Source organism: Campylobacter sputorum subsp. sputorum (assembly GCF_008245005.1).
Classification (GTDB): Bacteria; Campylobacterota; Campylobacteria; order Campylobacterales; family Campylobacteraceae; genus Campylobacter_F; species Campylobacter_F sputorum.
Map to the genome: position 1 here is coordinate 1,225,972 of NZ_CP043427.1, position 24,379 is coordinate 1,250,350.

26 protein-coding genes and 1 pseudogene are annotated in these 24,379 nt (G+C 29.5%); 11 read left to right on the forward strand and 16 right to left on the reverse strand.

The features are described 5' to 3' along the window. Positions 1–2: 2 nt before the first annotated feature. Positions 3–2,459, reverse strand: coding sequence for a YhdP family protein (locus tag CSPT_RS06200; protein WP_161492221.1), 2,457 nt, complete (start codon positions 2,457–2,459; stop codon positions 3–5). Between the two features lie 46 nt (positions 2,460–2,505). On the opposite strand from CSPT_RS06200, the gene mltG reads away from it, so the two are divergent. Next, the gene (gene mltG / locus CSPT_RS06205; protein ID WP_089182795.1) at positions 2,506–3,465 is read left to right on the forward strand and encodes an endolytic transglycosylase MltG; all 960 of its coding nucleotides are present in this window, start codon (positions 2,506–2,508) and stop codon (positions 3,463–3,465) included. Positions 3,466–3,542: 77 nt separating this feature from the next. Then, complete coding sequence (locus CSPT_RS06210) at positions 3,543–5,744, forward strand: NADP-dependent isocitrate dehydrogenase (protein ID WP_089182796.1); 2,202 nt, start codon at positions 3,543–3,545, stop codon at positions 5,742–5,744. A 9-nt stretch (positions 5,745–5,753) separates the two neighbouring features. Here CSPT_RS06210 and CSPT_RS06215 read toward each other — a convergent pair whose 3' ends face one another. From CSPT_RS06215 to CSPT_RS06280, 14 genes and pseudogenes are all read right to left on the reverse strand, one after another. Further along, positions 5,754–5,999 carry a putative Se/S carrier protein gene (locus CSPT_RS06215; RefSeq protein ID WP_033915964.1) on the reverse strand — a complete coding sequence of 82 codons (246 nt, stop codon included), beginning with the start codon at positions 5,997–5,999 and terminating at the stop codon, positions 5,754–5,756. A 67-nt stretch (positions 6,000–6,066) separates the two neighbouring features. Then, complete coding sequence (locus CSPT_RS06220) at positions 6,067–7,209, reverse strand: aminotransferase class V-fold PLP-dependent enzyme (RefSeq protein ID WP_089182797.1); 1,143 nt, start codon at positions 7,207–7,209, stop codon at positions 6,067–6,069. Further along, entirely contained in the window at positions 7,206–7,415 is a 210-nt protein-coding gene (locus tag CSPT_RS06225) for a sulfurtransferase TusA family protein (RefSeq protein WP_201260271.1), read from the reverse strand. The genes CSPT_RS06220 and CSPT_RS06225 overlap by 4 nt, the downstream gene beginning before the upstream one ends. After that, complete coding sequence (gene yedE, locus CSPT_RS06230; RefSeq protein WP_089182798.1) at positions 7,415–8,473, reverse strand: YedE family putative selenium transporter; 1,059 nt, start codon at positions 8,471–8,473, stop codon at positions 7,415–7,417. The genes CSPT_RS06225 and yedE overlap by 1 nt, the downstream gene beginning before the upstream one ends. Before the next feature lie 280 nt (positions 8,474–8,753). Beyond that, the gene (locus CSPT_RS06235; RefSeq protein ID WP_181892275.1) at positions 8,754–9,506 is read right to left on the reverse strand and encodes a pseudouridine synthase family protein; all 753 of its coding nucleotides are present in this window, start codon (positions 9,504–9,506) and stop codon (positions 8,754–8,756) included. Further along, a complete protein-coding gene (gene waaA / locus CSPT_RS06240) occupies positions 9,490–10,638 on the reverse strand; it encodes a lipid IV(A) 3-deoxy-D-manno-octulosonic acid transferase (RefSeq protein WP_089182800.1) in 1,149 nt (382 codons plus the stop codon). The genes CSPT_RS06235 and waaA overlap by 17 nt, the downstream gene beginning before the upstream one ends. Positions 10,639–10,754: 116 nt before the next feature. Continuing rightward, a pseudogene (locus CSPT_RS06245) lies at positions 10,755–11,447 on the reverse strand (zinc ribbon domain-containing protein); the annotation flags it as partial. Then, positions 11,444–12,178, reverse strand: a complete 735-nt coding sequence (locus CSPT_RS06250; RefSeq protein ID WP_089182802.1) for a Nif3-like dinuclear metal center hexameric protein — start codon at positions 12,176–12,178, stop codon at positions 11,444–11,446. The gene CSPT_RS06250 and the pseudogene CSPT_RS06245, both read right to left, overlap by 4 nt. Further along, entirely contained in the window at positions 12,156–13,022 is an 867-nt protein-coding gene (glyQ, locus tag CSPT_RS06255; protein ID WP_089182803.1) for a glycine--tRNA ligase subunit alpha, read from the reverse strand. Before glyQ ends, CSPT_RS06250 begins: the two co-directional genes overlap by 23 nt. Beyond that, positions 13,023–13,439: a GyrI-like domain-containing protein gene (locus CSPT_RS06260; RefSeq protein WP_228568620.1), complete on the reverse strand. Its 417-nt coding sequence runs from the start codon at positions 13,437–13,439 to the stop codon at positions 13,023–13,025. It lies immediately after the preceding gene. Positions 13,440–13,442: 3 nt separating this feature from the next. Further along, on the reverse strand, positions 13,443–13,913 hold the full coding sequence (locus CSPT_RS06265; RefSeq protein WP_089182804.1) for a DUF3972 domain-containing protein: 471 nt from the start codon (positions 13,911–13,913) through the stop codon (positions 13,443–13,445). 9 nt (positions 13,914–13,922) lie between these two features. Next, positions 13,923–14,417: a 5-(carboxyamino)imidazole ribonucleotide mutase gene (purE, locus tag CSPT_RS06270; protein ID WP_089183334.1), complete on the reverse strand. Its 495-nt coding sequence runs from the start codon at positions 14,415–14,417 to the stop codon at positions 13,923–13,925. 1 nt (position 14,418) lies between these two features. Continuing rightward, positions 14,419–15,684, reverse strand: coding sequence for a peptidase U32 family protein (locus CSPT_RS06275; protein WP_089182805.1), 1,266 nt, complete (start codon positions 15,682–15,684; stop codon positions 14,419–14,421). After that, positions 15,681–16,421: a chemotaxis protein gene (locus CSPT_RS06280; protein WP_089182806.1), complete on the reverse strand. Its 741-nt coding sequence runs from the start codon at positions 16,419–16,421 to the stop codon at positions 15,681–15,683. The genes CSPT_RS06275 and CSPT_RS06280 overlap by 4 nt, the downstream gene beginning before the upstream one ends. A gap of 118 nt (positions 16,422–16,539) precedes the next feature. Between CSPT_RS06280 and CSPT_RS06285 the strand changes: the two genes are divergently transcribed. Together CSPT_RS06285 and glnA are read left to right on the forward strand one after the other, a co-directional pair. Next, positions 16,540–17,319, forward strand: a complete 780-nt coding sequence (locus CSPT_RS06285) for a histidinol-phosphatase (RefSeq protein WP_089182807.1) — start codon at positions 16,540–16,542, stop codon at positions 17,317–17,319. Positions 17,320–17,381: 62 nt separating this feature from the next. Continuing rightward, a complete protein-coding gene (gene glnA / locus CSPT_RS06290; RefSeq protein WP_089182808.1) occupies positions 17,382–18,809 on the forward strand; it encodes a type I glutamate--ammonia ligase in 1,428 nt (475 codons plus the stop codon). A gap of 30 nt (positions 18,810–18,839) precedes the next feature. Here glnA and nusA read toward each other — a convergent pair whose 3' ends face one another. Next, the gene (gene nusA / locus CSPT_RS06295) at positions 18,840–19,970 is read right to left on the reverse strand and encodes a transcription termination factor NusA (RefSeq protein ID WP_089182809.1); all 1,131 of its coding nucleotides are present in this window, start codon (positions 19,968–19,970) and stop codon (positions 18,840–18,842) included. A gap of 169 nt (positions 19,971–20,139) precedes the next feature. Here nusA and CSPT_RS06300 point away from each other — a divergent pair, with 169 nt between their 5' ends. The 7 genes from CSPT_RS06300 to CSPT_RS06330 all read left to right on the forward strand — a co-directional run bounded on the left by CSPT_RS06300 (position 20,140) and on the right by CSPT_RS06330 (position 24,374). After that, positions 20,140–20,382: an HP0268 family nuclease gene (locus CSPT_RS06300; RefSeq protein WP_089182810.1), complete on the forward strand. Its 243-nt coding sequence runs from the start codon at positions 20,140–20,142 to the stop codon at positions 20,380–20,382. Next, complete coding sequence (gene miaB, locus CSPT_RS06305; RefSeq protein WP_089182811.1) at positions 20,379–21,674, forward strand: tRNA (N6-isopentenyl adenosine(37)-C2)-methylthiotransferase MiaB; 1,296 nt, start codon at positions 20,379–20,381, stop codon at positions 21,672–21,674. The genes CSPT_RS06300 and miaB overlap by 4 nt, the downstream gene beginning before the upstream one ends. After that, positions 21,658–22,287, forward strand: a complete 630-nt coding sequence (locus tag CSPT_RS06310) for a lysophospholipid acyltransferase family protein (RefSeq protein WP_089182812.1) — start codon at positions 21,658–21,660, stop codon at positions 22,285–22,287. Before miaB ends, CSPT_RS06310 begins: the two co-directional genes overlap by 17 nt. 66 nt (positions 22,288–22,353) lie before the next feature. Next, positions 22,354–22,899 carry a DUF8569 domain-containing protein gene (locus CSPT_RS06315; protein ID WP_089182813.1) on the forward strand — a complete coding sequence of 182 codons (546 nt, stop codon included), beginning with the start codon at positions 22,354–22,356 and terminating at the stop codon, positions 22,897–22,899. A gap of 17 nt (positions 22,900–22,916) precedes the next feature. Next, a complete protein-coding gene (locus CSPT_RS09545; RefSeq protein WP_501162102.1) occupies positions 22,917–23,339 on the forward strand; it encodes a DUF8341 domain-containing protein in 423 nt (140 codons plus the stop codon). Beyond that, complete coding sequence (locus CSPT_RS06325) at positions 23,336–23,860, forward strand: PilN family protein (RefSeq protein ID WP_089182815.1); 525 nt, start codon at positions 23,336–23,338, stop codon at positions 23,858–23,860. Before CSPT_RS09545 ends, CSPT_RS06325 begins: the two co-directional genes overlap by 4 nt. Beyond that, positions 23,850–24,374, forward strand: a complete 525-nt coding sequence (locus tag CSPT_RS06330) for a hypothetical protein (RefSeq protein WP_089182816.1) — start codon at positions 23,850–23,852, stop codon at positions 24,372–24,374. The genes CSPT_RS06325 and CSPT_RS06330 overlap by 11 nt, the downstream gene beginning before the upstream one ends. Positions 24,375–24,379 lie beyond the last annotated feature (5 nt).

Below are 24,379 nucleotides of genomic sequence, written 5' to 3' on the forward strand. Positions count from 1 at the left end.
AGCTATTCAAACAATACAAACGGCAATTCTAAGGTATTTTTTATTATATTAAACGGCGTTAATAATGTGTCTTGCAGAATTTGAGTTGAATACTTTGGCTCATCCATAGTTCCACTTATTTTTATAACTGTTGATATTGTTCTTTCCTTTCCTAGTATAATCTGATTTACAAGCGGGATTTTATTTATAATACTACTTGCGTCTTTTAAAAGTTTTAATTCTAAATCTATATCTATTTGTTTATTACCTAAATTTATAATGCCTCGCCCGCCTATGTCAGCACTGGTTCCAGTTAAATTTATGGCTTTAAAATTCAGTATATCGCCATTTCTATTAATGTAAATTTTGCCACTATTTACGGTAAATCCATCTGAATTAAAATCAGGAGTTTTAAAAACTAGCAACGAAGGAATTGTGTTTAAAAATGTAAGAAGTTGATGATAAAATATATAATCTTTTAAATATGTGTCTTTTAGAATAATCTCGGCATTATAGTTTTTTACATTTCTGCCAAGCAAATGCAAATCAAATTTACCACCTTCAAAACTTTTAGAACCAAACAAGGAATTTAAAAATTCTCCATTTAATTTAGTAGCATTCAAAATAAGCTTATCATTATTTGATATTAAATGGAAATTTCCGTTATCTTTTTTAGCTAAAAGCTCTATATTTTTACCTTTTATATCGCCACTATAGCTATCAAATGGTATAGTTTTATTAAGATCAAGCAAAATCAAATTTGAATTTTGTGCATTGATGTGAACGGGTAATTCATCAGAACTATTTTCATCGTTATTTGCACTATCTTGGTATATAAAATCAAGATTTTTTAAATTTATATCCAACAAATCTTTTTTATATGAAAAATTAAAAAAATCACTTTTTGAATAACCTTTTACATAATCTTTTGATACTATAAATTTAAAACTATCCATATCGTATTTTGTGCCATCTTTTTTAATAAACGGAACATCAAAAATTACATTTTGAGCACTTATATCAAAATCTTCAAAATCTTTGGTTTTTATATCCAAATTACTGCCACTTTTTATACCTATATCATTTAAAAGCGAGCTATATTGCACTACATCTGATAAACTTTGTATATTTATTAAATTTAAATCAGATAAAATAATCTTAGTATTTAACTCATTTATATCTAAAATTGTTGCGTTTTTTTCAAAATTCATATCTATATGAAGTGGTTTTTGTTCAAATTTTACTATGGAATTTTTTTCATTTGCTTTTATATCTAGGTTGCAAATAGCTTCAAATTTAGCACTATTTTTATCTATATATATATCTCCATTTAAATTTTTAGCATCTAAAAAACTATTTGATAGATGAGAATTTTCAATTCTAACTAAAGAGTTATTTTCTAGGATTATTTTGGCATACTTACTAAAAAACGGCGATTTGGATATGTTTATATCTGCATTTTTAAGCTCAAATACACCGCTAGCTTTAGTTAGCAAGTTTTTAAAAGTTATATTTAGATATAAATCTGTTTTTAATTCACCTTTTTTTTGAATTATTGGAATATTTATATCATAAGCTTTTAGTATATCTTGGACTTTTTCATCAAGCAAAGAATCTGTTTTTATATTTATGTCTATATTTGTATTATTGCCAAATAAATCATTTATAGCTACGCTTGAGCCATCCAGTGATTTATCGTAGTATTTTGGATTGTTTAAAACAAAAGATAAAACTCCGTTTTTTAAACTAATATTTACATCATCTACATTAACTTCTTTTACACTCTTATCAAATTTTATTTTTAAATCTTTAGCATTTGCACTTCCTTCTATGTAATCAAAATGCATATTTTTATTTTTCAAATCCATCATACCGCTAAGATTTTGTATAAAATATTCTCTAGCTATAATATGACCATATATCCACTCTTTTACCTCTTTATCTATCCATTTATTCTCTTCTATCTCTCTCATAAGGCCTTTTAAAGAAGTTGCATAAACATTTGAAAAATTATAATATAGCTTATTTTTTTGCACTCTTAATCTCAAATCACCATTTACCTCATGCGAAACAAATGTTCCCTTGAAATCATAATCATAACTTTTGCCATCAAGCACTCCTGTACCACAAATAGTTGCATTAAAATCTTTAAGAGCTACCTCTTTTGTATCTATTATGATTTTATCGCCTTTTGTATCAAAAGAAGCATTTAATCTAACATATGGCATATCTACAAAAAACAGACCATCTTGAAAAACCATATCAAATTTCAAATCACCATAATGCAAATTTTCTACAACAATGCTAGAAAATAATGAATTTAATAGATTTATTTTTCTTGTTAAATTTAATATATCTATGTCGCTTGAAAAATCTTTATCATTGTTTTGAGTATTTATTTGTATATCTTTTGTGGCTAAAATAAGTTTTTTATCTAATTTTATATATAATTGACCAATATGAAAAGTTTTGAAATCCAAATTTTGGATATTTATACCACTTTTCAGAAAATAAAAAAGGACAAATATGGCAAACAAAAGAACAATAAAAAAAATGGTTATTTTTTTAAAAATGCTAGAAATTGTTCTCATAGTTTTCCTTTTTTTACTACTCTACCTTAGCAGACCAGTATATACAAGCAAAGTTGTATTTTTACCGCAAGGTAGTATAAGCACGATTATAACATATTTACAAGACAGAAATTTCAATCTAAGCAAAATAGATAAATTTTTTTTAGCCATGATTGGGCAACCTCAATCAGGCTGGATAGATATCGGCGAGACAAAGCTTAGCAAATACGATTTCTTATACAAACTTACAACAGCAAAAGCAGCTATGAATGAAATCACGCTTATACCGGGCGAAACAACTGTTGTATTTTTAAATTTACTATCAAAACAACTAAATTTAAACTTTGATACTTTATATAAAGAATATCTCAAAAACGCTCCACTTACAGAAGGTTTTTTGGTGCCTGAAACATATAAAATTCCAAAAGGTATTAGCGAAAGACACCTTATTTATTATCTTATCAACACATCTAAAAATCAACATAAAAAAATAAGTGAAAAAATATTTGGCAACTTTAACAAAACTAGCTGGATAGAGTATTTGGTAGTAGCATCAATAATACAAAAAGAAGCAGCAAATTCTGAAGAAATGCCGCTTGTATCGTCTGTTATATACAATAGACTTAAAAAAAATATGAAGCTTCAAATGGATGGAACGCTAAATTACGGAATTTACTCTCACGATGTAATAACAGCAGATAGGATAAAATCAGACACTAGTAAATTTAATACATATCTATACGAAGGATTGCCAGAAATTCCTATTTGTACTGTTAGTTTTGATAGCATAAAAGCAGCTATTTTCCCATCAAAAAGCGATTATTTGTATTTTGTTTTAGATAAGAAAAATAAAAAGCATATATTTTCAAAAACATATAAAGAGCATATAAATGTTATAAATAGACAAAGAAAATAATCAAATTTAATTTTGAAAAAATTTTTGTTTAATATAATAATGATAAAATAATAACAATTTAAAAAAAGGAGTAAATTATGAGCGATATTGTCTACACTTACACCGATGAAGCCCCGGCTATGGCTACATTTTCTTTATACCCAATTATAAAGAAATTTTTAAATGAAGCCGGCATTAGTATATCCTTATCAGATATATCTTTAGCAGGAAGGATTATGGCAAATTTTTCACAAGATTTAAAGCCAGATCAAGGAATTCCGGATTACTTAGAAATACTTGGGGATTCTACAAATGATAAATTTGCAAATATAATCAAGCTTCCAAACATCTCAGCTTCAATTCCACAACTAAATGCCGCCATAGATGAGTTAAGAAAAAAGGGTATAAATGTTCCGCTATATCCAACTAATCCTAAAAATGATGACGAAAAAGAGATCAATGAAATATACGCAAAAGTTTTAGGAAGTGCAGTTAATCCGGTGCTTAGACAAGGAAATTCCGATAGAAGAAGCGTAAAAGCAGTAAAAGACTATGCAAAAGAATTTCCACACAAAGTTGGCTCGTGGGATAAAAGCAGTAAAACCTGCGTAAGATATATGAATGATGGCGATTTTTATTCAAATGAAAAATCACACCTTTTTGATGAAGCAGCAAATTTAAAAGTAGAGTTTATATCTAAAAATGGCGAAAAATCTACTTTAAAACAAAATTTGTCCATACAAAAAAATGAGATAGTTGATGCAACTTTTATGAGCGTAAATAAACTAGAAGATTTTATAAAACAATGCATTGATGAAGCCAAAAAAAACGATATCATTTTTTCTATACATTTAAAAGCTACAATGATGAAAATAAGCGATCCGGTAATATTTGGACACGCTGTGCGTGTGTATTTTAAAGAACTATTTAATGAGTTTAAAGATGAAATAAGCAAGCTTAAATTTAATGAAAAAGATGGCTTAAAAGATCTTGAAAACAAGCTAGAAAACTCAAATTTAAAAGATAAAATTAAACCCAAACTAGTTCAAATTTACAATAACAATCCAAGAATAGCTATGGTAGATAGTGATAAAGGTATAACAAATTTACATGTTCCAAGCGATATCATAGTTGATGCTTCAATGGCAGCAATGATAAGAAATGGCGGCAAAATGTGGGATAAAGATGGCAAAGCAGATGATTGTATGGCAGTAATTCCAGATAAAACATACGCTACACTTTATGAAAGCGTAATAGAAAATTTAAAAGAACATGGCAAGCTAGACCCTGCAAAAATCGGCTCAGTTTCTAACATAGGATTAATGGCAAAAAAAGCTGAAGAATACGGAAGCCATGATAAAACTTTCATAATGCAAAATGACGGAACTATAATAGTAAGCGATGATAAAAACAGGGAAATATTTAAATTTGAAGTTTGCAAAGGCGACATTTTTAGAATGTGCCAAGCAAAAGATGATGCCATAAAAAACTGGGTCGAACTAGCAGCAAATAGAGCTCAAATAACAAAATCCAAAACTATTTTTTGGTTAGATGAAAAAAGAGCTCACGACAATATAATGATAAATCAAGTAAAAAAATATCTTAAAGAGCTTGACACAAATGGGCTTGATTTGGAAATTTTAGCCCCACAAGATGCAGCTAAATTAACACTAGAAATCATCAGAAAAGGTAAAGATGTCATAAGCGTAACGGGAAATGTTTTAAGGGATTATTTAACAGATCTTTTTCCTATATTAGAACTTGGGACAAGTGCGAAAATGCTTTCAGTTGTGCCACTTTTGCAAGGTGGTGGTATGTTTGAAACTGGAGCTGGCGGAAGTGCTCCAAAAATAGCTAGCCAACTAATAGAAGAAAATCATTTAAGATGGGATAGCTTGGGAGAATTTTTAGCATTAAGCGCTTCTCTTGATCATCTTTATAGAGTAAAAAATACAAATAACGCACTTATACTTTCTAACACACTTGAAGAGGCAATATCAATGCTCCTTAAAAATGATAAATCGCCAAAGAAAAATGTAGGTGAGCTTGACAATAGAGGAAGTCATTTTTATTTGGCACTTTACTGGGCTTTAAGCTTAGCAAAAAATGGAAAAGAACTATCTTGTAAATTTAAAAATATGGCAAAAAGCCTTCAAGATAATGAAGAAAAGATACTAGATGAGCTATCAAAAGTTCAAGGAAGCAGCGTAGATGTCGGAGGATATTATAAATTTGATGATGAAAAAATGAGTCAAATTATGCGTCCTAGTAAAACACTAAATGACATTATAAACGAATAAAAGGGGTGCCTAGTGCATCCTTTTTTCTATATATTCATCAACATACTCTTTTATGTTAAACTCTAAGTCGTATTCTTGCAATATTTTATACACATCCTCAACATTAGCCCCGCAAAAATACGCACTAACGCCACAACTACTTGATAAAAATCTAGGTGTTGATATGAGTTTAACTTTTATATCATTAGCACGCAAAATTTTCTCAGTTGCGAAAGCCCCAGCACTTGTTGGGAATGTTATATATCCGCTTGTCATTATAATACCTTGTATGATTACTCTTGCAAAAACATTTTACAAAATATCTTTTTAAAAATAGATTATTTTATGTTTTTGTTAAAATCTTTTTTAATGTTTCTATCAGTTTTTCAAGCTCTTCTATGGTGTTAAAAAATCCTGGAGATATTCTTAAAGCACCGTCTGGATAAGTAGAATAAAATTTATGTGTACCAGGATTGCAATGCAAAGAAGCCCTAGTTAAAAATCCATTATCATCAAGCCTGTTTGCCAAATCAGAAATACACATAGATTTTGAGATAATACTTAAATTTGATATGTTTTTATAATCATTTGGTGTTTTTAAAATTATCAAATCATCTATTTTTGAAATTTCTTTAAGAAGATACTCTTTTAACATAATTTCGTGAGAAAAAATATTTTTGATACCGATTTTATTTATAAAATCAATTCCAGCATTTATACTTGCTATACCATGACCATTTTGAGTTCCGCTTTCTAGCATATCTGGCATAAACATAGGTTGAATTTCAAGCTCAGATTTACTACCTGTTCCACCTTGCATAAAAGGAGTTATAGAACTTATTTCAAAATCATCATTTATAGCCAAAACTCCAGTTCCTTGTATGCCAAAAAGCCCTTTGTGACCGCTTGCACACAAAATATCTATAAAATCATCTTTTATATTAACATCAACTATACCTATGCTTTGGGCTCCATCAAGCAAAGTTATAACACCTAGTTTTTTTGCTACTTTAAATATGTCTTTTATTGGAAAAATCGCACCGCTTACATTATTTGCATGCATTAAGCATATTAATTTTGCACCTTTTAGAGTTTCTTCATAGTTTATAATGTGTCCGAATTTATCAACTTCAAGAATTTTTACTATTATCTTCTTTTTATTTTGTAAAAAATTTAGCACTCTTTTTACAGAATTATGCTCAAATGGCGAAGTTACTACGATATCACCTTCTTTAACAATTCCATTAATAGCCAAATTTAAAGAGTGTGTTGCATTATAAGTAAAAACAACATTTAGAGGATTTTTGAGTCCGAGTAAATTTGCTAATTTTTCTCTTGCGTCAAATATGATTTTACCAGCTTCAATAGACATTGTATGTCCGCTTCTACCAGCATTTGCACCATAATTTTCCAAAAAATCCACTAAAGCTGTTTTTACACATTCCGGCTTTGGAAAAGATGTAGCGGCATTATCTAAATAAATCATTTTTTCACTAATTTAATAGTAATAACACCATTTTTATTATCTTCGCCTAATATAGAATAACCATAACTTAAAGCTAACCTTTTTGTATTTTCTTGTGCTGCCCCACAATCAACAATAAGCTCTATTTCTTTTTCTCCCTTATCAAACTCATTTTTTAATAGTATTACAGGTGTTGGACATGAAAGTCCGGTTGCATCTAATTTCACTATCTCTCCTTTGCAAAAAATCCTAAAATTAAACAAAATAAAAGACCTATTATAACCATATAAGGACCAAATACACTAACTCCAGCTCCAGATGAAGCTAGGGCAAAATTATGCGAAAATGCAGCTCCTACAATCATTCCAATAACAAAAATTCCAGCATCACTATCTCCTTCTCCGCTAAGTGTTAGTTGTCTTCCTGGACACCCTCCAGCTAATGCAAATGCCAAACCACAAAGAACCATACTTAGAAAATTCCATACAATATCATTATGTGCAATTGGCTGATTTGTAAATCCTAGATGAAATTGTCCTAAAATTAAATTCATAACAAAAACACCAACAAATAAAGCTAAAACTCCTTGTAATAGATGTGTATCTTTAAATAAAATTGTATCTCTAAAAGCTGCTATCGTGCAAAATCTTGATCTTTGAGTTAAAACTCCAATTATCAATCCAGCAATGATAGATATAACAATATTTGCGTGATTACTGCCAGGTCCTTTTTGTGAGAAAAATATAGGTAAATTTTCACCAAAACTAAATTTTGTTACAAGAAAAACAAATAAAACCAACATAAAAATAGGAATTAAAAGAGATTCAAGCTTAGAAACATTCTTGCTCTTTCCAAGACTATAGCCATTTTTTAAAAATATACTAGCTATAAATATACCAACAAAAAGTCCTACAATACCAGCTATTGCACTAAGATCTCCACCGCCTAATCTTATCCAAGCCCTCCATGGACAACCTAAAAATACAAGTGCACCAATGGAAGCAAAAACCCCAAGAAAAAATCTCATTAAAGGCGAAGAACCTCCGCGAGGACGAAATTCCTTAAAAAACATAGATGAGATAAAAGCACCAAAAACCAAGCCAATAATTTCAGGTCTTATATACTGGACTATACTAGCTCTATGAAGACCTATTGCACCGCTTATATCTCTTAAAAAACAAGCGCCACAAAAACCCATATTACCAGGATTTCCAAAATATGCAAGCAAAGAAGCTATTGCTCCTATTGCAAGTCCAGCTATTACAGGAATAACAGCAACTCTCATGATTTTCCTTTTGATTAAGAAGAATTGTAACACTAACCTAGTGCAGATAATTATATATTATATCACAAATTTTTATAAATCAATAAATTAAATATGTATTATTTTATATTTTCAATTTACAGATTTTGCTATATATAATTGCAAAGTAAAAATAATTTTAAGCTACAGTATATGATTAATAATTTAGAATAATTCTAAATTTAACCACAAATTAAATATTTTGAGGCTTAATTCTCAAAACACTTAAAATAAGATTTAATATTTAAGTATTTTATAAAAGTTAAAAATTTAATATTTTGGGAATTTCAAAGCCAAATTCATTAAAACTATTGTCTAATTCTGCTATAAATTTATAATCTAAAATTTCAGTTTTATAAGAGTGTAAAAACATTCTTTTTGAACTATTTTTACCATATTTTTCATCGCCTATAACTGGATATCCTAAATTTGCAAGATGAACTCTTATTTGATGTGTTCTGCCAGTTTTAATATCAACTCTAACTATTGATTTTTTGCCACTTATCATAAATGGATAAATATCACTAATGGCGCTTTTACCTTGAGGCGAAATTTTAGAATACGCCCCACCCTTGCCTTTGATAGTTATTATCGGATTATCTATATGCAACTCTTCGCTAATTATGCCTTTTACCATCGCGATATATGTTTTTTTAACCCGCATATTTTTAAACTCATTAATAGCGATTTTGCCAAATTCTTCATTTTTATAAAGAAGCAATACGCCGCTTGTGTCTTTATCTAGCCTATTTAAAAGCGTAAATTTAAAATCTTTTGCAATTTTCTCGCTTATTGTAAATGGTGGCTTATTTATCGCTATTATATTTTCATCTTCAAAAATAACTTTTGGCTTAGCAACTTTTAAAATATTAAAAACACTTTTTTCGCTAAGCTCTCCTCTGGCTACAACTATTTTTTTTCCACCAACGCTTACAAGACCATTATCGATAAGAGCCTTTGCTTCGTTGTTTGAGATTTTTTCTTGCAACGCAAGAAGTTTATAAGCTTTTTCCATTTTCAATCTTTTCTGTTATTATATTTTTTATCAAATTTAAATCACATCTATTTTTTATGCGACTAGATTTTAAATTTTGATGAATTTTGACATTAATATCATCAGCATCCCAAAAATAGACATTTTCAACACTACTAAAAAGTGCTTTTTGATTCTCTATAAATTTACCATTTATAAGAATTTTTTCAAACTGTGCAACTTCTATAGGATTGTGCCCACCGATACCTTTTATAAAACTACCGCCAAGAATGACTATATCACAAATATTATAAAAATTTATAAGCTCTCCTAAAGCGTCTAGCAAAATACAGCGTGATTTTAAGCCTAAGTTTTGAGAAAATTTCTCATAACTTAAATTTCTATCTTTCACCCAAGAAGAAAGAAATTTATCAACTTTATCAAATCTCTCTGGATGTCTTGGAGCCAGGATAATACTTTCATTTTCTTTTAATTCTAAATTATTTAATATCAACTCTTCTTCGCCTTCATGCGTACTTGCTATACAAATCAACTTTTCATTAAACTTATTATATATTTTTGAAGGAGCTGTTAAATTCGCACTTTTTATATTTCCCACAACTTGCACATTTTTAGCACAAAGCTTTTCTAATCTCTTTTTATCATTCTCGCTTTGAGCCAAAACAAGGTCAATACACTCAAACACTTTTTTATAGTAAAACCTTGCTTTTAAATATCTGTTATACGATTTATCGCTTATGCGAGCGTTTAGCAAAATCACATAAGATCCGTTTTTCTTAGCACTTCTTACTAAATTTAGCCAAAGCTCAGCTTCAAATATAACTACAACTTTACTTTTATTGAGCCAAAAAGGTAAAAACATTTCATAAGGCAAAAAGGCTAAATTTGAACTGAAATTTTTTGCTAGTTCATACCCGGTATTTGTTATGGTTGTTATGGATAAATTTTTAAACTCTTTTAAAAGTGGTGCACAAGCATTAATCTCGCCATAGCTACACATATGAAAATGTATATCTGAATTTTTTAATGAAGCGTTTTTATACAAAAAAAATCTAGCCGGTATACTCTTTTGATACTTTTTTTTAAAAGACAGCACGAACAAAAATGGAGCACAAACTATCCAAATTATAAAAGTAAAAAAAGAGTATATCACAAGGTTTCTTACTACTCTTGTATATCTTCTTGAGCTTTTGCCTTAGATGATACTTTTTTTGGTTTATTTTCTTTTATTTGCTCTACATCCACAGCAGCGTCATTTGCTTCATTTACATAAAGTATTCTACCGCAATGAGGGCAAGTTATTATATCATCACCTTTTAAAACAGAGGCGTAAGTTTTATCATTTATTTTCATAAAACATCCGTAACAAGCCTGTTTTTTAACCTGGACAACAGAAGTGTTTCCAGCCCATTTACGGACTTTTTCATAAAAAGATAGTATTTTTTGATTCATTTTACTAATTAACTTATCTTTTTTATCATACACTTTTTTTCTATCTTTTTCTATAGCTTCTATCTCATCTTTTGAATTATTTTCTAAGCTCTCTATCTCTTTTAAAATTTCTTTTTTCTGTATTTCAAGCTCATCTTTTAGCGCATTTCTATTTTCTATAAGTTTTTCATATTTTTGCATATCGTCATTTGCGGCATCAAGCTGCTCTTTTGTAACATCTTCTTCTATTTTTAAAGCTTTACTTTCTCTATCTGTTTTTATTTGAGATGATTTTTTAGATATCTCTTTTATTTTTGCGGCAAATTCAGCTATGTGAATATTTGTTTGTGATTGTTGAGAATTTATATCTTTTATTTCAGATATTATATTTTCTATTTTCTCATCTATAGCCTTTTGCTCATCCTGTTTTTTAGCAAGTTCTTTTTGTGCCTTTTTAAGTCTTGGTTCAAAACTATCGATTTGAGCATCTATTTTAGAAAGTTCAACTAGCTGTTGTAAATATATGTTCATAATTTTCCTTCGTAGTAGTTAAATGGATTAATTGAATTTTTAATTATACTCTTAATTTGCTTTTTTTGCAATAGCTCCTTTAGACAATACCCAAAATACCGCTCACTTTCATAATGACCTATGTCTATTAAAGATATACTATTTTCATAACACTCTAAAGCTGTGTGGTATTTTATATCGCCTGTTATAAAACAATCTACATATATATCTTTTATAAGTTCAGAGCCACTTCCTGTGCAAAATCCAACTTTTGAAACATTTTGATTTGCTTTTACAAATTTAACATTTTTTAAATTTAGCTTTTTTGCAACATCTTCCAAAAGCTCATCAAAACTTGAATTTATATCCAAAAATATCACAAAATCTTCTATTTTATTTATCTTATAGCCTAAAATTTCAGTTGCTACAAATTTATTTAAAACATACTTATCAAAATTTGTATGCATAGATATCAAAGATATATTTTTTGTTAGCATTTTTTTGATGATATTTGATGGATATAAAGCGGTATTTATACTTTTTAATCCACCAAATATAAGCGGATGATGAGTTATAAGAAGTGAGTTTTCACTCAACTCATCAATCATATTGCTATCTATATCCAAACTTAGATAAATCTCATCAAATTCGCTTTTCATTGAGCCTATTTGAAGTCCAGAATTATCCCATTTTTCTTGATCGCAAAATGGTGCTATATCATCTAAAATACTATAAATTTGCTCTATTTTCATTTTCTAAATACACTAATGCACAAGACTTTGCCAATTCTCTAATTTTTAATATATACTCTTGTCTTTGTGTTACACTTATAACACCCCTTGCATCTAAAACATTAAATGTATGTGCAGCAAGCATACAATAATCATACGCAGGAAGAGCTATACCTTTACTAAGTGCATTTTTACACTCATTAAAATAACTATCAAAATGCGAAAAAAGCATTTTTGTATCAGCAACTTCAAAGTTATACACACTAAACTCATATTCGCTTCTTTTGTGAACATCGCCATATGTTACGATATTTCCTTTATTGTCATCCCAAATGATATCATAGACATTATCCACATCTTGAAGATACATCGCAAGGCGTTCTAAACCATAAGTAACTTCGCCACTTATTTTTTCGCAAGCAATTCCTCCAACTTGTTGAAAATATGTAAATTGCGTAACTTCCATACCATCAAGCCAAACTTCCCAACCAAGACCCCAAGCACCAAGCGTTGGACTCTCCCAGTTATCTTCTATAAATCTTATATCATGTTTTTTAAGATCAAGTCCTAAAACTTCTAAGCTTTTTAGATATAACTCTTGAAGATTTGCAGGATTTGGCTTCATAATAACTTGAAACTGATAATAACTTCCAAGTCTATTTGGATTTTCGCCATATCTTCCATCTGTTGGGCGACGAGATGGTGCAACATAAGCTACATTCCATGGTTTTTGCCCCAAAGAGCGTAAAAATGTAGCTTGATGATAGGTTCCAGCTCCTGCTGGCATATCATAAGGTTGAACTATCAAACAACCTTGCTCATGCCAATATTTTTGTAATGTTAAAATAATCTCTGAAAATGTCATTCATTTTATCCCTATATAAATTTCTAAATTTCCATCAAAATATCGTTCAAAGTCTGTTTTGTAAGCCCTTATTAAATTTGAACTTTCAAAAAAACTCCAAATTTGCTTCCAAGTATTTAAAGTATCATTTCCATTGTTAAATTTAGAATCAAAAACTATGTATTTACCGCTATTAACTTTTGATATCTTTAAATTTAAAGAAGATTGTGATTTGGTGCCTATACAAAAAATATATTCTCCATTTACATCACTTTCATAATCACTATAAGTACAATAAATTTCACTTTTACCATCATAGTTTTGTAGAAATTTGTCCCACAGCGGTGCTATTTTTGGCGATTTTGTTTCATCTAAATTTGAAGTTTTTGCACTAAATCCATAAATTTCAAATTCTTCTAAAATTTCCACAAAACGCATAAATTACTTTTCTTTAAAATTATCTACTGCTTTATTCCACATAAGTTTGTATTTACGCTTTAAAAACTCAACTTCTTGTTGAGAGTTTTTTAACTGAGTTGATAAAAGCTCAACCGTTTTTCTATCTTCATCATAAAGCTCTTGCATAGAACAAATCGCATCTTTTAAAAATTTATTTTCATTTCTTAAAGAACTTAGCGTTTCATCTTTTGCATCCAATACTTTTTCGTGTAAATTTAAAATAGTCCCTATGGTTTTTTCTACAAAACTCTCGCCTGGTAAAGAAGTATTTTGCGTAACCGGTGTTTGCATATCTGAAGGGATTATGCTCATTGTGCCTTGCGATGCTTCTATATAAACAACACCATTTTCCTCTTTTGAATTTAGTGTTCCTTTTTCGATCATATTTTCTATAACTTCGCGGTCTAAATGAACAAGCTTACAAAACTCATCAATCTCAAGATATGTTTGCATATATTATCCTTAAAGTAATTTTTCTATGCTAGAAGAATCTTCTTCGACTTTTTTGCTTTTAGCTTCTCTATCTTTTTTTAACTTTGTTGCAAGATCTTCATCACTAAGTGCCAAAATTTGCATAGCCAAATATGCGGCATTTGTAGCACCAGCTTTACCTATAGCAACACTAGCAACAGGAATTCCTCCTGGCATTTGAACGGTAGAATACAATGCATCTACGCCATTTAATGCACTTCCACTCATAGGTATACCAATTACTGGTTTTGTAGTATGAGCTGCAACAACTCCTGCTAAATGTGCAGCCATTCCAGCAGCACAGATAAATACTTGCGAGCCTTTTTTCTCAGCATTTATTACATAATCCATTGTTCTTTTTGGACTTCTATGGGCTGAGCTAACAATCATTTCATATAAAATATCAAATTTATCAAAAATCTTAGCACACTCACTTACTATCTCGTAATCGCTTTTACTACCCATGATAATGGATACAAATTTAATATCACTTTTCATCAATTTCCTTTCGTAAAAAACTAAACTTAGGTAATTTAACAGGAAGCTTTATCTCGTTTTCATTACCGCTATGAATTTCATCAAATTCTTTACCTTTAGAGCTAATAAGTTTTTTAAATTCAACAAAATATGCGCTATTTTCAAGATAAACTTTTCCAAACTCATTATCAACTTCTTCTAATTTTGAACCAAGTGGCATAAAAATTTCATACTTATTTCCAAGCTTTATCTTGCCTTTTGTCTTAAAAAACTCACCATCTTCGCTTATAGCGTGCACTTCTTTTGTGCCATCTTCAAGATTTGAGTTAAAATTTTGTGAATCATCTCTATCGTAAGGTTTATGAACTATATATCCATCCATAAAACCTCTACTTTTTAAAGTATTAAGCTCGTTTTGGTATTTTTTATCATCAAATTTCCCGCTCAATGCATCATCTATAGCCATTCTATAAGCTTTTGTTGCACAAGCAACATAGTATTCGCTCTTTGTTCTTCCTTCTATCTTTAAACTATCTATGCTATTTGTTTTAATGATGTTTTCTATATAAGAAGCTAAATTTAGATCTTTTGAGTTAAATATATAAGTTCCAGTTTCATCCTCATTTAGCCTAAAAAGTGCTGAATTATCTTTGTTTTTTGCATAAAGCTCATACTCAAATCTGCAATCATTCGCACAACTTCCGCGGTTGCTAAGACGCCCACTTTGAACCGCACTTATAAGGCATCTTCCACTATAAGCAAAACACATGGAGCCGTGACAAAATATCTCTATTTCAAGATTAGGAATTTCCTCTCTTATCTTAACAGCATCTTTTAAACTCATCTCCCTAGCTGCCACTATCCTACTTACGCCCATTTCATAATACATTTTAGCATCTAAATAGTTCATAACATTTGCTTGAGTTGAAAGATGAATCTCAACCTTATTAGAAATCTCTTTTATCAAAGAAATAACGCCAGGAGTAGCGACTATAAAAGCATCAACACCCATCTCAACTAAAAGCTCTATATAGGTTTTTAAATTTTTAAGCTGTGAGTTAAAAGGAAAAGCATTCATTGTTGCATAAAATTTCTTACCTTTTTTATGAGTAAATTTGATACCCTCATAAAAGCTATCTTTATCAAATTCTCTTCCAGCCCTACTTCTTAAAGAAAAAGTTGAAATTCCGCCATATACAGCATCGGCACCATATTCAAGAGCTATTTTTAGCTTTGAGAGATTTCCAGCAGGACTTAACAGCTCGGGTATTATCATTTTTTAGTTAAACTCTCAATAAGTGCTTCTATATCTTCATTACTAACGACATTTTCTGTTTCTGTATCTCCTTGAATGTGTATAGCAGAACCTACACGCTTTTCATCATCTATAGAGCCTTCAAACAAGCTACTCATATATTTGCTAAGTGCTCTCATCACATTTATAACACGCTCTATTTTTTGTCTATGTATATCTTGATACTGCATCATATCCATAATCATCATAATCTCATCTTGCCCCATCTGTAAATTACTAATAGCTGATTCTGTATCGGCTTTAAGATTATTGTTTTTTTCTAAAGCTTCTTTAAATGTTTCAACATTTGGAAATTTTTCACAAAGCGTTGTAAATAATTCTATATTATAATCAAGTCCTTCTATAATGCTATTTCCAGAATTTTCAGCATCTGCACAAAAATTTGTGATAGTTTCAAGCTTATCAAACATTTCAGTGGCTTTTACTTCAGAATCTTTTGTAACATCATCAAGCTGTTTAACCATTTTATGATCTTCTGTTGGTGGTGGTGGTGGCCAAGCCGATGTTGAGCTAATCTTGTAATTTTTGGCTTCTTCGCTATTTAACCCGTCATCATTTTTGCTATCTTTTTGCTCATTCTCATCAACTATATTTTCTTCATCGATATTATCTCCAATATCATCTTTTGTTTCTTCATCCATAAGCGATACATCATCAAGTCCGCCGGACATAAGAGCGTCTAGTTCTTCTTGCGTCATAAAAAACTCCTAAATGCAAAATCTTTTCATATTATATTAAAAATTTGCTGAAATATTTGTTTAATGTATAAAATTTAGTTGTAAAATACAAAACGACACTCAAAAATTAGGAGATAAAATGATAGCTGATCTACACAATCACACCGTTTTATGCAATCACGCAAAAGATAGTATGGAAGAATATATTTTGCAAGCCATAAAAAATAAAACAAAATTTTTTGGCTTTTCTGATCATGCTCCCATGAAATTTGATGAAGAATATAGAATGAAATTTGAAGATATGAAAAAATACGAGCAAGATGTTTTAAAATTAAAAGATATATTTAAAGATAAAATAGATATTTTACTAGGATATGAGGTGGATTTTTTACCAAATTTTATGCAAGATTGTGTTTTACAATCAAAATGCGATTATCTCATAGGTTCAGTTCATTTTCTAGATTCTTGGGGGTTTGACAATCCTGAATATATAGGGGAATACAAAAATAAAAATATAGATGAAATTTATGAAAAATATTTTCTTGGTATAGAAAATATGGCAAAATCAGGATTATTTGATATAGTTGGACACATTGATCTTATAAAAGTATTTAATTTTAAGCCAACAAAAGATATAAAAATTTTATCACAAAATGCATTAAAAGCCATAAAAAAAGCTGATATGGTAGTTGAGCTTAATCTTTCTGGATATAGAAAGCCGGTAAACGAACTTTATCCTAGCGATGAAATTTTAAAACAAATGGCAGAACTTGATATACCAATAACTTTTGGCTCAGATGCTCATGCTAAAAATCAAGTTGGTTTAAATTCCGAAAGAGCTGTGGCAAAAGCTAAAAAATTCGGCTATACAAAAGCTGCCATCTTTAAAAATAGAGATAGAAATTTTGTTGAGTTTTAAATTTAATTCTTATGTTTTGTATGATACAATACGAAATAAATTTTTAAGGAGAAATAAAAAAAATGGGCAAATTTGTAAACAATATTGAGGAGTTTTACTCATTTTGTAACGAAAACGAAGTAGCTTTTGTTGATTTTCGTTTTACTGATTTAAAAGGAACTTGGCATCATGTTTCTTATAATTATAAAAGATTATCTAAAGATTTTCATAAAGGAATATCATTTGATGCAAGTAGTTTTGACGCTTGGCAGCCTATTGAAAAATCAGATATGGTATTAATTCCAGATATTGAAACTGCATTTTTAGATCCGTTCACAGCTGATGTTACAATAGTTGTAATTTGCGATGTTTATGATATTTACAAAAATGAATTTTATGCAAAATGTCCAAGATCTATTGCTAAAAAAGCTGAGAAATATCTAAAAGAAAGCGGTATAGGCGATACTTGTTTCTTTGGTCCAGAAAACGAATTTTTTGTATTTGATGATGTAAAAATAATAGATTCTATGAATTGTGCTATGTATAGAATAGACAGCGAAGAAGGCGGCTGGAATGGTGGAAAAGATTATCAAGATGGATACAACTCGGGTCATAGACCAGGTAGAAAAGGCGGATATTTTCCAGTTCAACCAGTTGATAGTATGGTTGATTTAAGAGCTGAAATGGTTCAAGTTTTAGAGCAAGTTGGGCTTGAAGTATTTGTTGTTCATCATGAAGTTGCACAAGCACAGGGTGAAATCGGAGTTAAATACTCAACCCTAGTTGAAGCTGCTGATAATGTTCAAATTTACAAATATATTGTAAAAATGGTGGCTCATTTAAATGGCAAAACAGCTACTTTTATGCCAAAACCTATACACGGAGATAATGGTAGCGGTATGCATGTTCATCAATCTATTTGGAAAGATGGCAAAAACTTATTTTATAAAGAAGGAAACTACGCAAATTTAAGCGATATTGCAAGATGGTATATAGGTGGAGTTTTGGGTCATGCAAGAAGCGTAGCTGCTTTTACAAATCCAAGCACAAATAGTTATAAAAGATTAATTCCTGGGTTTGAAGCACCAAGCATTTTAACCTATTCATCACAAAATCGCTCAGCATCAGTTAGAATTCCTTATGGTAGCGGTGAAAACTCCGTAAGAGCCGAGATGCGTTTCCCAGATAGCACTTCTTGTCCGTATTTAGCATTTGCTAGTATGCTTATGGCTGGACTTGATGGCATTAAAAACAAAACAGAGCCAGTTGGACCAATGGATGAAAATTTATTTAAATTAACTCTTGATGAGATAAGACAAAGAGGAATCGAGCAGTTTCCACACACTTTACGCGGTTCGCTAGAAGCTTTAATCCGAGATAATGCATATTTATCTCCTATCATGGATGATAAATTTGTTGAAGCTTATCAGCATTATAAATTTAAAAGCCAAGTTTGGCCTTATGAAAAAAGACCAACTGTGTTTGAGTTTAAAACTTGTTATAGTTGTTAGTAAATTTAAGTCCTTTTTTAGGACTTAAATTTATAAATCTCCAAAAAGCTTTTTAAGATCTGTTAAATCGTTACTTTTCTTAACATCAACATTATCTTCAATACTTGTTGTAGTATTAGCATTTTTTACAATTTCATTTAACTCTATTTCATAACCAGTCAACATCGAAGCCAAACGGATATTTATACCGCTTTTTCCGATAGCCTTGCTCTTTTGTTCGCTAACTAAAGACACTATAGCCTTTTTATCATCTATCTTTACAGAACTTACTATAGCTGGACTCATTGCACGAGATATAAAAATTTCAGGCTGAGCAGCAAATTCTATAACATCTATATTTTCACCATTTAACTCACTGCTTACCGCATTTATTCTAACACCCTTTGTTCCAACTGTTGCACCAACTGGATCAACATTTGGAGATGATGAAGTAACCGCGATTTTAGCTCTCTCGCCTGGAATTCTAGAACTTGCTTGAATGATAACTGAACCATCCTTTATTTCAGGAACCTCAGCACTTAAAAGAGCTTCTAAAAATTTAGGCGTTGTTCTTGAAATCTCAACTTTAACACCATAAATTTTATCCATATAAACATTTTTTATAACAGCTTTTACAACGCTTCCTACTTTAAATTTTTCACCTTTTATACGATTTTTTCTAGGCATAATAGCTTTTATATCATCAACTTCTATAAATGTATTTTCATCACTATCTATATGAGTTACAACACCAAATATTATTTTTCCTATTTTTTGTTTATATTTATCAAAAATTTTCTCTTCTATTAGTTTTTGTATATGATAATCAAGCTCTTTTGATAGTATTCCAGCAGCAGTTCTACCAAGATTATCAAAACTAAGTTCATAAGTTAGCGCATCACCTATTTCTAAACTAGAATCTATTTGTTTAGCATCATTTAAAGAAATGAAATTTTTACACTCTTCTTTTAACCTCTCATCTTCATTATCAAGAATCAAAATTTTTTGATATAATTTGACGGTTTTACTAACAGAATCAAACTTTACATCATATCCAAACTCATATCCATAAATTTTTTTAGCAGTATTTGTAATAGCAGTTACAACCCGCTCTTTAACATCTTGTATTTGTAATTTTTTTTCATTTGCGATAGATTCGATTATATCTACAATTTTTTCCAAATTTATATCCTTTTATTTTCTTTTTTATCTAACAGTAATAAATCTAATTGGGATTTAAATATTAGTAAGACTGATAATTATACAATTTTTACTCTTTCATTTAGTTTAATAGCATTTTTAGTCAAAAACTGATATACTCTTTAGTTCTAAAAAGTATGAAAGGCAAAAAATGGAGTTAAAACTAGCTAGAAGTGAAATAAATGGTAAACCAAAAGTCATTTCTATAACCAAAATAGAAGAAGATATCCAAAAAGTTGGACAAAAAATTTTTTATTTAGATAAAGAAAATTCACATAAAGATATGTTGGCTTTTGTGGAATATTTTGAAAAAAAAGGCTTTAGTGTGTATCACAGAACCGTAAAATACGGTCTTAGTGAAAATGATTATATGTACGAGGTGCATATACTTTGAGTAAACTTTTGTATATAAAAACACTTGGTTGTGCTATGAATGTGCGTGATAGTGAGCATATCATAGCAGAACTTCAAGATGAATACACCCTTACACAAGACATTTCACTAGCTGATCTTATACTTATAAATACTTGTTCTGTTAGAGAAAAACCCGTTCATAAACTCTTTAGCGAGATAGGGGCTTTCGTAAAAGAAAAGAAACCTAATGCAAAAATAGGAGTTTGTGGTTGCACGGCAAGTCATTTAGGAGATGAAATTTTTAAAAAAGCTCCTTATGTTGATTTTGTTTTAGGAGCTAGAAATGTTTCAAAAATTTCACAAGCTATAAAAAAACCTAAATTTATAAGCATAGACATAAACAATGATGAAACCACATATGATTTTAACTCATACAGAAGCTCACCTTATAAAACTTATGTAAATATAATGATAGGTTGTGATAAAAAATGCACATATTGCATAGTTCCACAAACCAGAGGTGATGAACTTTCTATACCTTCACAAATTATACTAAATGAGATCAAAAAAGCTGCCGATGGTGGCGCAAAAGAGGTGTTTTTATTAGGACAAAATGTAAATAACTATGGTAAAAGATTTTCTAGTTCTCATGAAAAAATTAATTTTAGCGATCTTTTAAAAAAAATTAGCGATATAAATGGGATAGAAAGAATTCGTTTTACTAGCCCTCATCCTTTACATATGGATGATAAATTCATTGATGTTTTTGTAAATAATGAAAAAATTTGCAAATCCATACATATGCCGCTTCAAAGCGGTTCAACTGAAATTTTAAAAGCTATGAAAAGGGGTTATACAAAAGAATGGTACTTAAATAGAGCTATGAAAATTCGCTCACTTTGTAAAGATGTAACCATAAGCACTGATATAATTGTAGCATTTCCAGGAGAAAGTGATAAAGATTTTGAAGATACGCTTGATGTTATGAGAGAAGTGAGATTTGAGCAAATTTTCTCTTTTAAATTTAGCCCTCGCCCACTTACAGTGGCTGCCAATATGAAAGATAAATTTATAGAAGAAAGCATAGCATCAAATCGCCTTACAACTCTACAAGACTACGGAAATGAAATCCTAGATGAAATAGTTTTAGCTCAAAAAGATAAAACCCACAAAGTGTATTTTGATGAGTTAAGAAGCGGTGGCAAAGTAGCAGGCAGAAGTTTTAATAACTTTTTGGTTGAAGTTGATGGAAGTGAGGAGCTTCTTGGTTTAACAAAAGATGTCTTAATAACCAATCCAAAAAGAATGGTTTTAAATGGCAAAGTCCAATAAAAAATCAGAATTTTTGATTTTTTTATCAGAATTTATCATTTTTATACTTATAAAAATGATATTTCTTACTTGCAAAAAAACATACTCAGATACAAAACTTAGCGATAAAACTTGCTTTTTGATGTTTTGGCACGATAGACTTGCAATGATGCCTTTTGTAAAAAAACATTGGTGGAGTAAAGAAAGACAAACAAATGTCATAATAAGCGATCACAAAGATGGCGAAATAATCACAAGAGTTATAAAAAGATTTAACATAGGAGCGATTCGCGGCAGCACATCAAAAGGTGGAGCTAGAGTTTTAATACAATCTTTTAAAGATATTGATAGTGGCATTGACATACTAATAACTCCAGATGGACCAAGAGGTCCAAGACATTCAATCAGCGATGGCACAGTTATAATTCCACAAAAAAAGAATACACCAATACAAATTTTAAGCTATGAAGCAAGTAGTTTTTGGCGATTTAATAGTTGGGATAAGATGATTTTACCAAAACCATTTAGCACTATAAATTACATTTTAAGCGAACCATTTTACATAACCGGAATGAAAATGGATGAAGCAAAAGAATTTTTACAAAAAAAAATGTCTCAAATAAACAAAGAATAAAGAAATAAATTTAAATTTAAAGTCATTTTTGATAATATATACAGTTAATAACAAAATAGGATAATTATGTCATTTTCAATAAGAAAATTCTTTTCTAATCTGTTTGTAAGCATAATAGTAGAAGCAAAAGAGTGCAAAATTTATGGCGTGATATTAAAAAACGGAAAAATAGCCAAAAGAATAGAAACAAGCTTTGAACATTTAGAAAATAATAAAGCAAATATAAGAGCCATAGAATATATAAAAAAATATGAAAAAGAGTGTTCTTATATCTATATAGCTCTATTTTTTGACTATATGTCACAAGGCGCTTTGCCTACTACAAACACTAATGCATATATAAATTATGGAGTAGATCCAAATAAAGTAAAAATCATAAATATGCCATCAAATTGGTCAATTTATGCAAATTATATGGAAATGAAACTTGCAAAAAATATACTTGGAAATTTGCAAGTTGATCTTTTATATTCACCATTTGCACTTTTATACAGACAGCTTCAACAAATAGGCTTTTCTCAAGGCACTACTCTTTATGTTTATAATCACATAAATTCACTAGCACTTGCAATTTTTGAAAAAGATAAGATGAAATTTGGAGCTTTTTTATAACATCAACAACAGATGAAATAGAAGAAGATGAAAGGGATCTACAACAAGTCGATACATCTCAAATAGATGAGCTGCTTTCAAATGAAAAAGAACTAAACAGCTTTGAAAAATTAGAATCTCTTGATAAATTTGATGACATAAAAGATCTTGATTTTCAAGATATAAATAGCTTGGAAGATAGAAATCTAGCAAATTCTATTTCTATATTCGGTAGAGATATGAAAGCATATGAATACATAGTAAGTGCTATAGATGAGTATTATTCAAATAGTCTTTATGATGCTAAATTTTTAGAAAAAATTGTATTTTTTAACAACACAAAAATGAGTAAAACATTTTTAAGCTACATAGAATCACAACTACTTTTGAAAATAGAAAATTATGATATAAATACAATAGAAATTATGAATAACCTTATGATAAAAGAGATAAACATATGACATATAGTCTAATAAAGCCGAAGAAAAAACCGATATTTTCATTATTTTCTAGAATTTGGATAGGATTTATTGTATTTGTTTTTATAGCACTTGTATCATCAAATTTATTTATAAAATATCAAAACAACACTCTAAGCGAAAAAACAAAGCAGATGAATAGCAAATATGCAGAGACTATAGATAAAATTCATCAAAGCGAACAACAAATCACAACTCTTACAAAACAAAAAAATGCAGCAAATAGCATATATGCTACAAATTTAATACTAAAACAAAGTATAAAAAATTTATTTGATCTTGTTCCAGATAGTATAACTTTAGATGAAGTATATATGGATAAAACAACGCTTATTATAAAAGGTGTAACACCAACAAAAAATGTATTTGAAATGCTTTTAGCCGTTCCGCTAAAATCGATTTTTACTACATCAAATACCACTTTTTATCAAACAAAAAATGGTTGGTTAAATTTCGTAAATACCAACAAAATCGATGATTATGGGATATATGATGAACGATAGAAGCATTGAAGATATAGATATAGTTAAACTACTTATATATATTGTAATTTTTTTAGTCATTTGTGCTGTTATGATTTTTTCATTTATAGTGCCAAATATAAAGGAATATAGGCAAATAGAAGCAACTTATGCTTCTAGTCAACACGCACTTTTAAAAATTCAAAAAAACTTTGAAAATACTCTTAGCGAATTAAACAATATAGAAAAAACAAACGAATTTACGCTAAAATCATTGAATAATAAATTTAACGAAATTTCTTTTATTGCATTTGCTAGTAAATATTTTGACAATGTAAATTTAAACGAGCTTCCAAAAACAGATGAAAATGATGAATTTTACAGATACGAATTAAATGTTACAAGTGCTATGAATACGCCTTCTAAATTTTATAATTTCTTAGATGATCTTAAAACTTATGATAATGTTGTCAAAGTTGATTTTCCAATAAATATGAAAAGCCAAGGAAATCTTATAAATACAACTTTTAACATTAGAATTTATGGTGTAAAATAATTATA

Excerpts from the sequence above, each read along its gene's own strand:
- CSPT_RS06300 (WP_089182810.1), top strand. The coding sequence starts at position 20,140 with ATGGAGTTAAAACTAGCTAGAAGTGAAATAAATGGTAAACCAAAAGTC.
- mltG (WP_089182795.1), top strand. The coding sequence starts at position 2,506 with ATGGCAAACAAAAGAACAATAAAAAAAATGGTTATTTTTTTAAAAATG.
- CSPT_RS06215 (WP_033915964.1), bottom strand. The coding sequence starts at position 5,999 with ATGACAAGCGGATATATAACATTCCCAACAAGTGCTGGGGCTTTCGCA.
- glyQ (WP_089182803.1), bottom strand. The coding sequence starts at position 13,022 with ATGACATTTTCAGAGATTATTTTAACATTACAAAAATATTGGCATGAG.
- CSPT_RS06330 (WP_089182816.1), top strand. The coding sequence starts at position 23,850 with ATGAACGATAGAAGCATTGAAGATATAGATATAGTTAAACTACTTATA.
- CSPT_RS06210 (WP_089182796.1), top strand. The coding sequence starts at position 3,543 with ATGAGCGATATTGTCTACACTTACACCGATGAAGCCCCGGCTATGGCT.
- CSPT_RS06250 (WP_089182802.1), bottom strand. The coding sequence starts at position 12,178 with ATGAAAATAGAGCAAATTTATAGTATTTTAGATGATATAGCACCATTT.
- CSPT_RS06285 (WP_089182807.1), top strand. The coding sequence starts at position 16,540 with ATGATAGCTGATCTACACAATCACACCGTTTTATGCAATCACGCAAAA.
- yedE (WP_089182798.1), bottom strand. The coding sequence starts at position 8,473 with ATGAGAGTTGCTGTTATTCCTGTAATAGCTGGACTTGCAATAGGAGCA.
- CSPT_RS06325 (WP_089182815.1), top strand. The coding sequence starts at position 23,336 with ATGACATATAGTCTAATAAAGCCGAAGAAAAAACCGATATTTTCATTA.
- CSPT_RS06275 (WP_089182805.1), bottom strand. The coding sequence starts at position 15,684 with ATGATAATACCCGAGCTGTTAAGTCCTGCTGGAAATCTCTCAAAGCTA.
- CSPT_RS06280 (WP_089182806.1), bottom strand. The coding sequence starts at position 16,421 with ATGACGCAAGAAGAACTAGACGCTCTTATGTCCGGCGGACTTGATGAT.
- CSPT_RS06315 (WP_089182813.1), top strand. The coding sequence starts at position 22,354 with ATGTCATTTTCAATAAGAAAATTCTTTTCTAATCTGTTTGTAAGCATA.
- CSPT_RS06235 (WP_181892275.1), bottom strand. The coding sequence starts at position 9,506 with ATGGAAAAAGCTTATAAACTTCTTGCGTTGCAAGAAAAAATCTCAAAC.
- CSPT_RS06265 (WP_089182804.1), bottom strand. The coding sequence starts at position 13,913 with ATGCAAACATATCTTGAGATTGATGAGTTTTGTAAGCTTGTTCATTTA.
- glnA (WP_089182808.1), top strand. The coding sequence starts at position 17,382 with ATGGGCAAATTTGTAAACAATATTGAGGAGTTTTACTCATTTTGTAAC.
- CSPT_RS06310 (WP_089182812.1), top strand. The coding sequence starts at position 21,658 with ATGGCAAAGTCCAATAAAAAATCAGAATTTTTGATTTTTTTATCAGAA.
- CSPT_RS06220 (WP_089182797.1), bottom strand. The coding sequence starts at position 7,209 with ATGATTTATTTAGATAATGCCGCTACATCTTTTCCAAAGCCGGAATGT.
- CSPT_RS06260 (WP_228568620.1), bottom strand. The coding sequence starts at position 13,439 with ATGCGTTTTGTGGAAATTTTAGAAGAATTTGAAATTTATGGATTTAGT.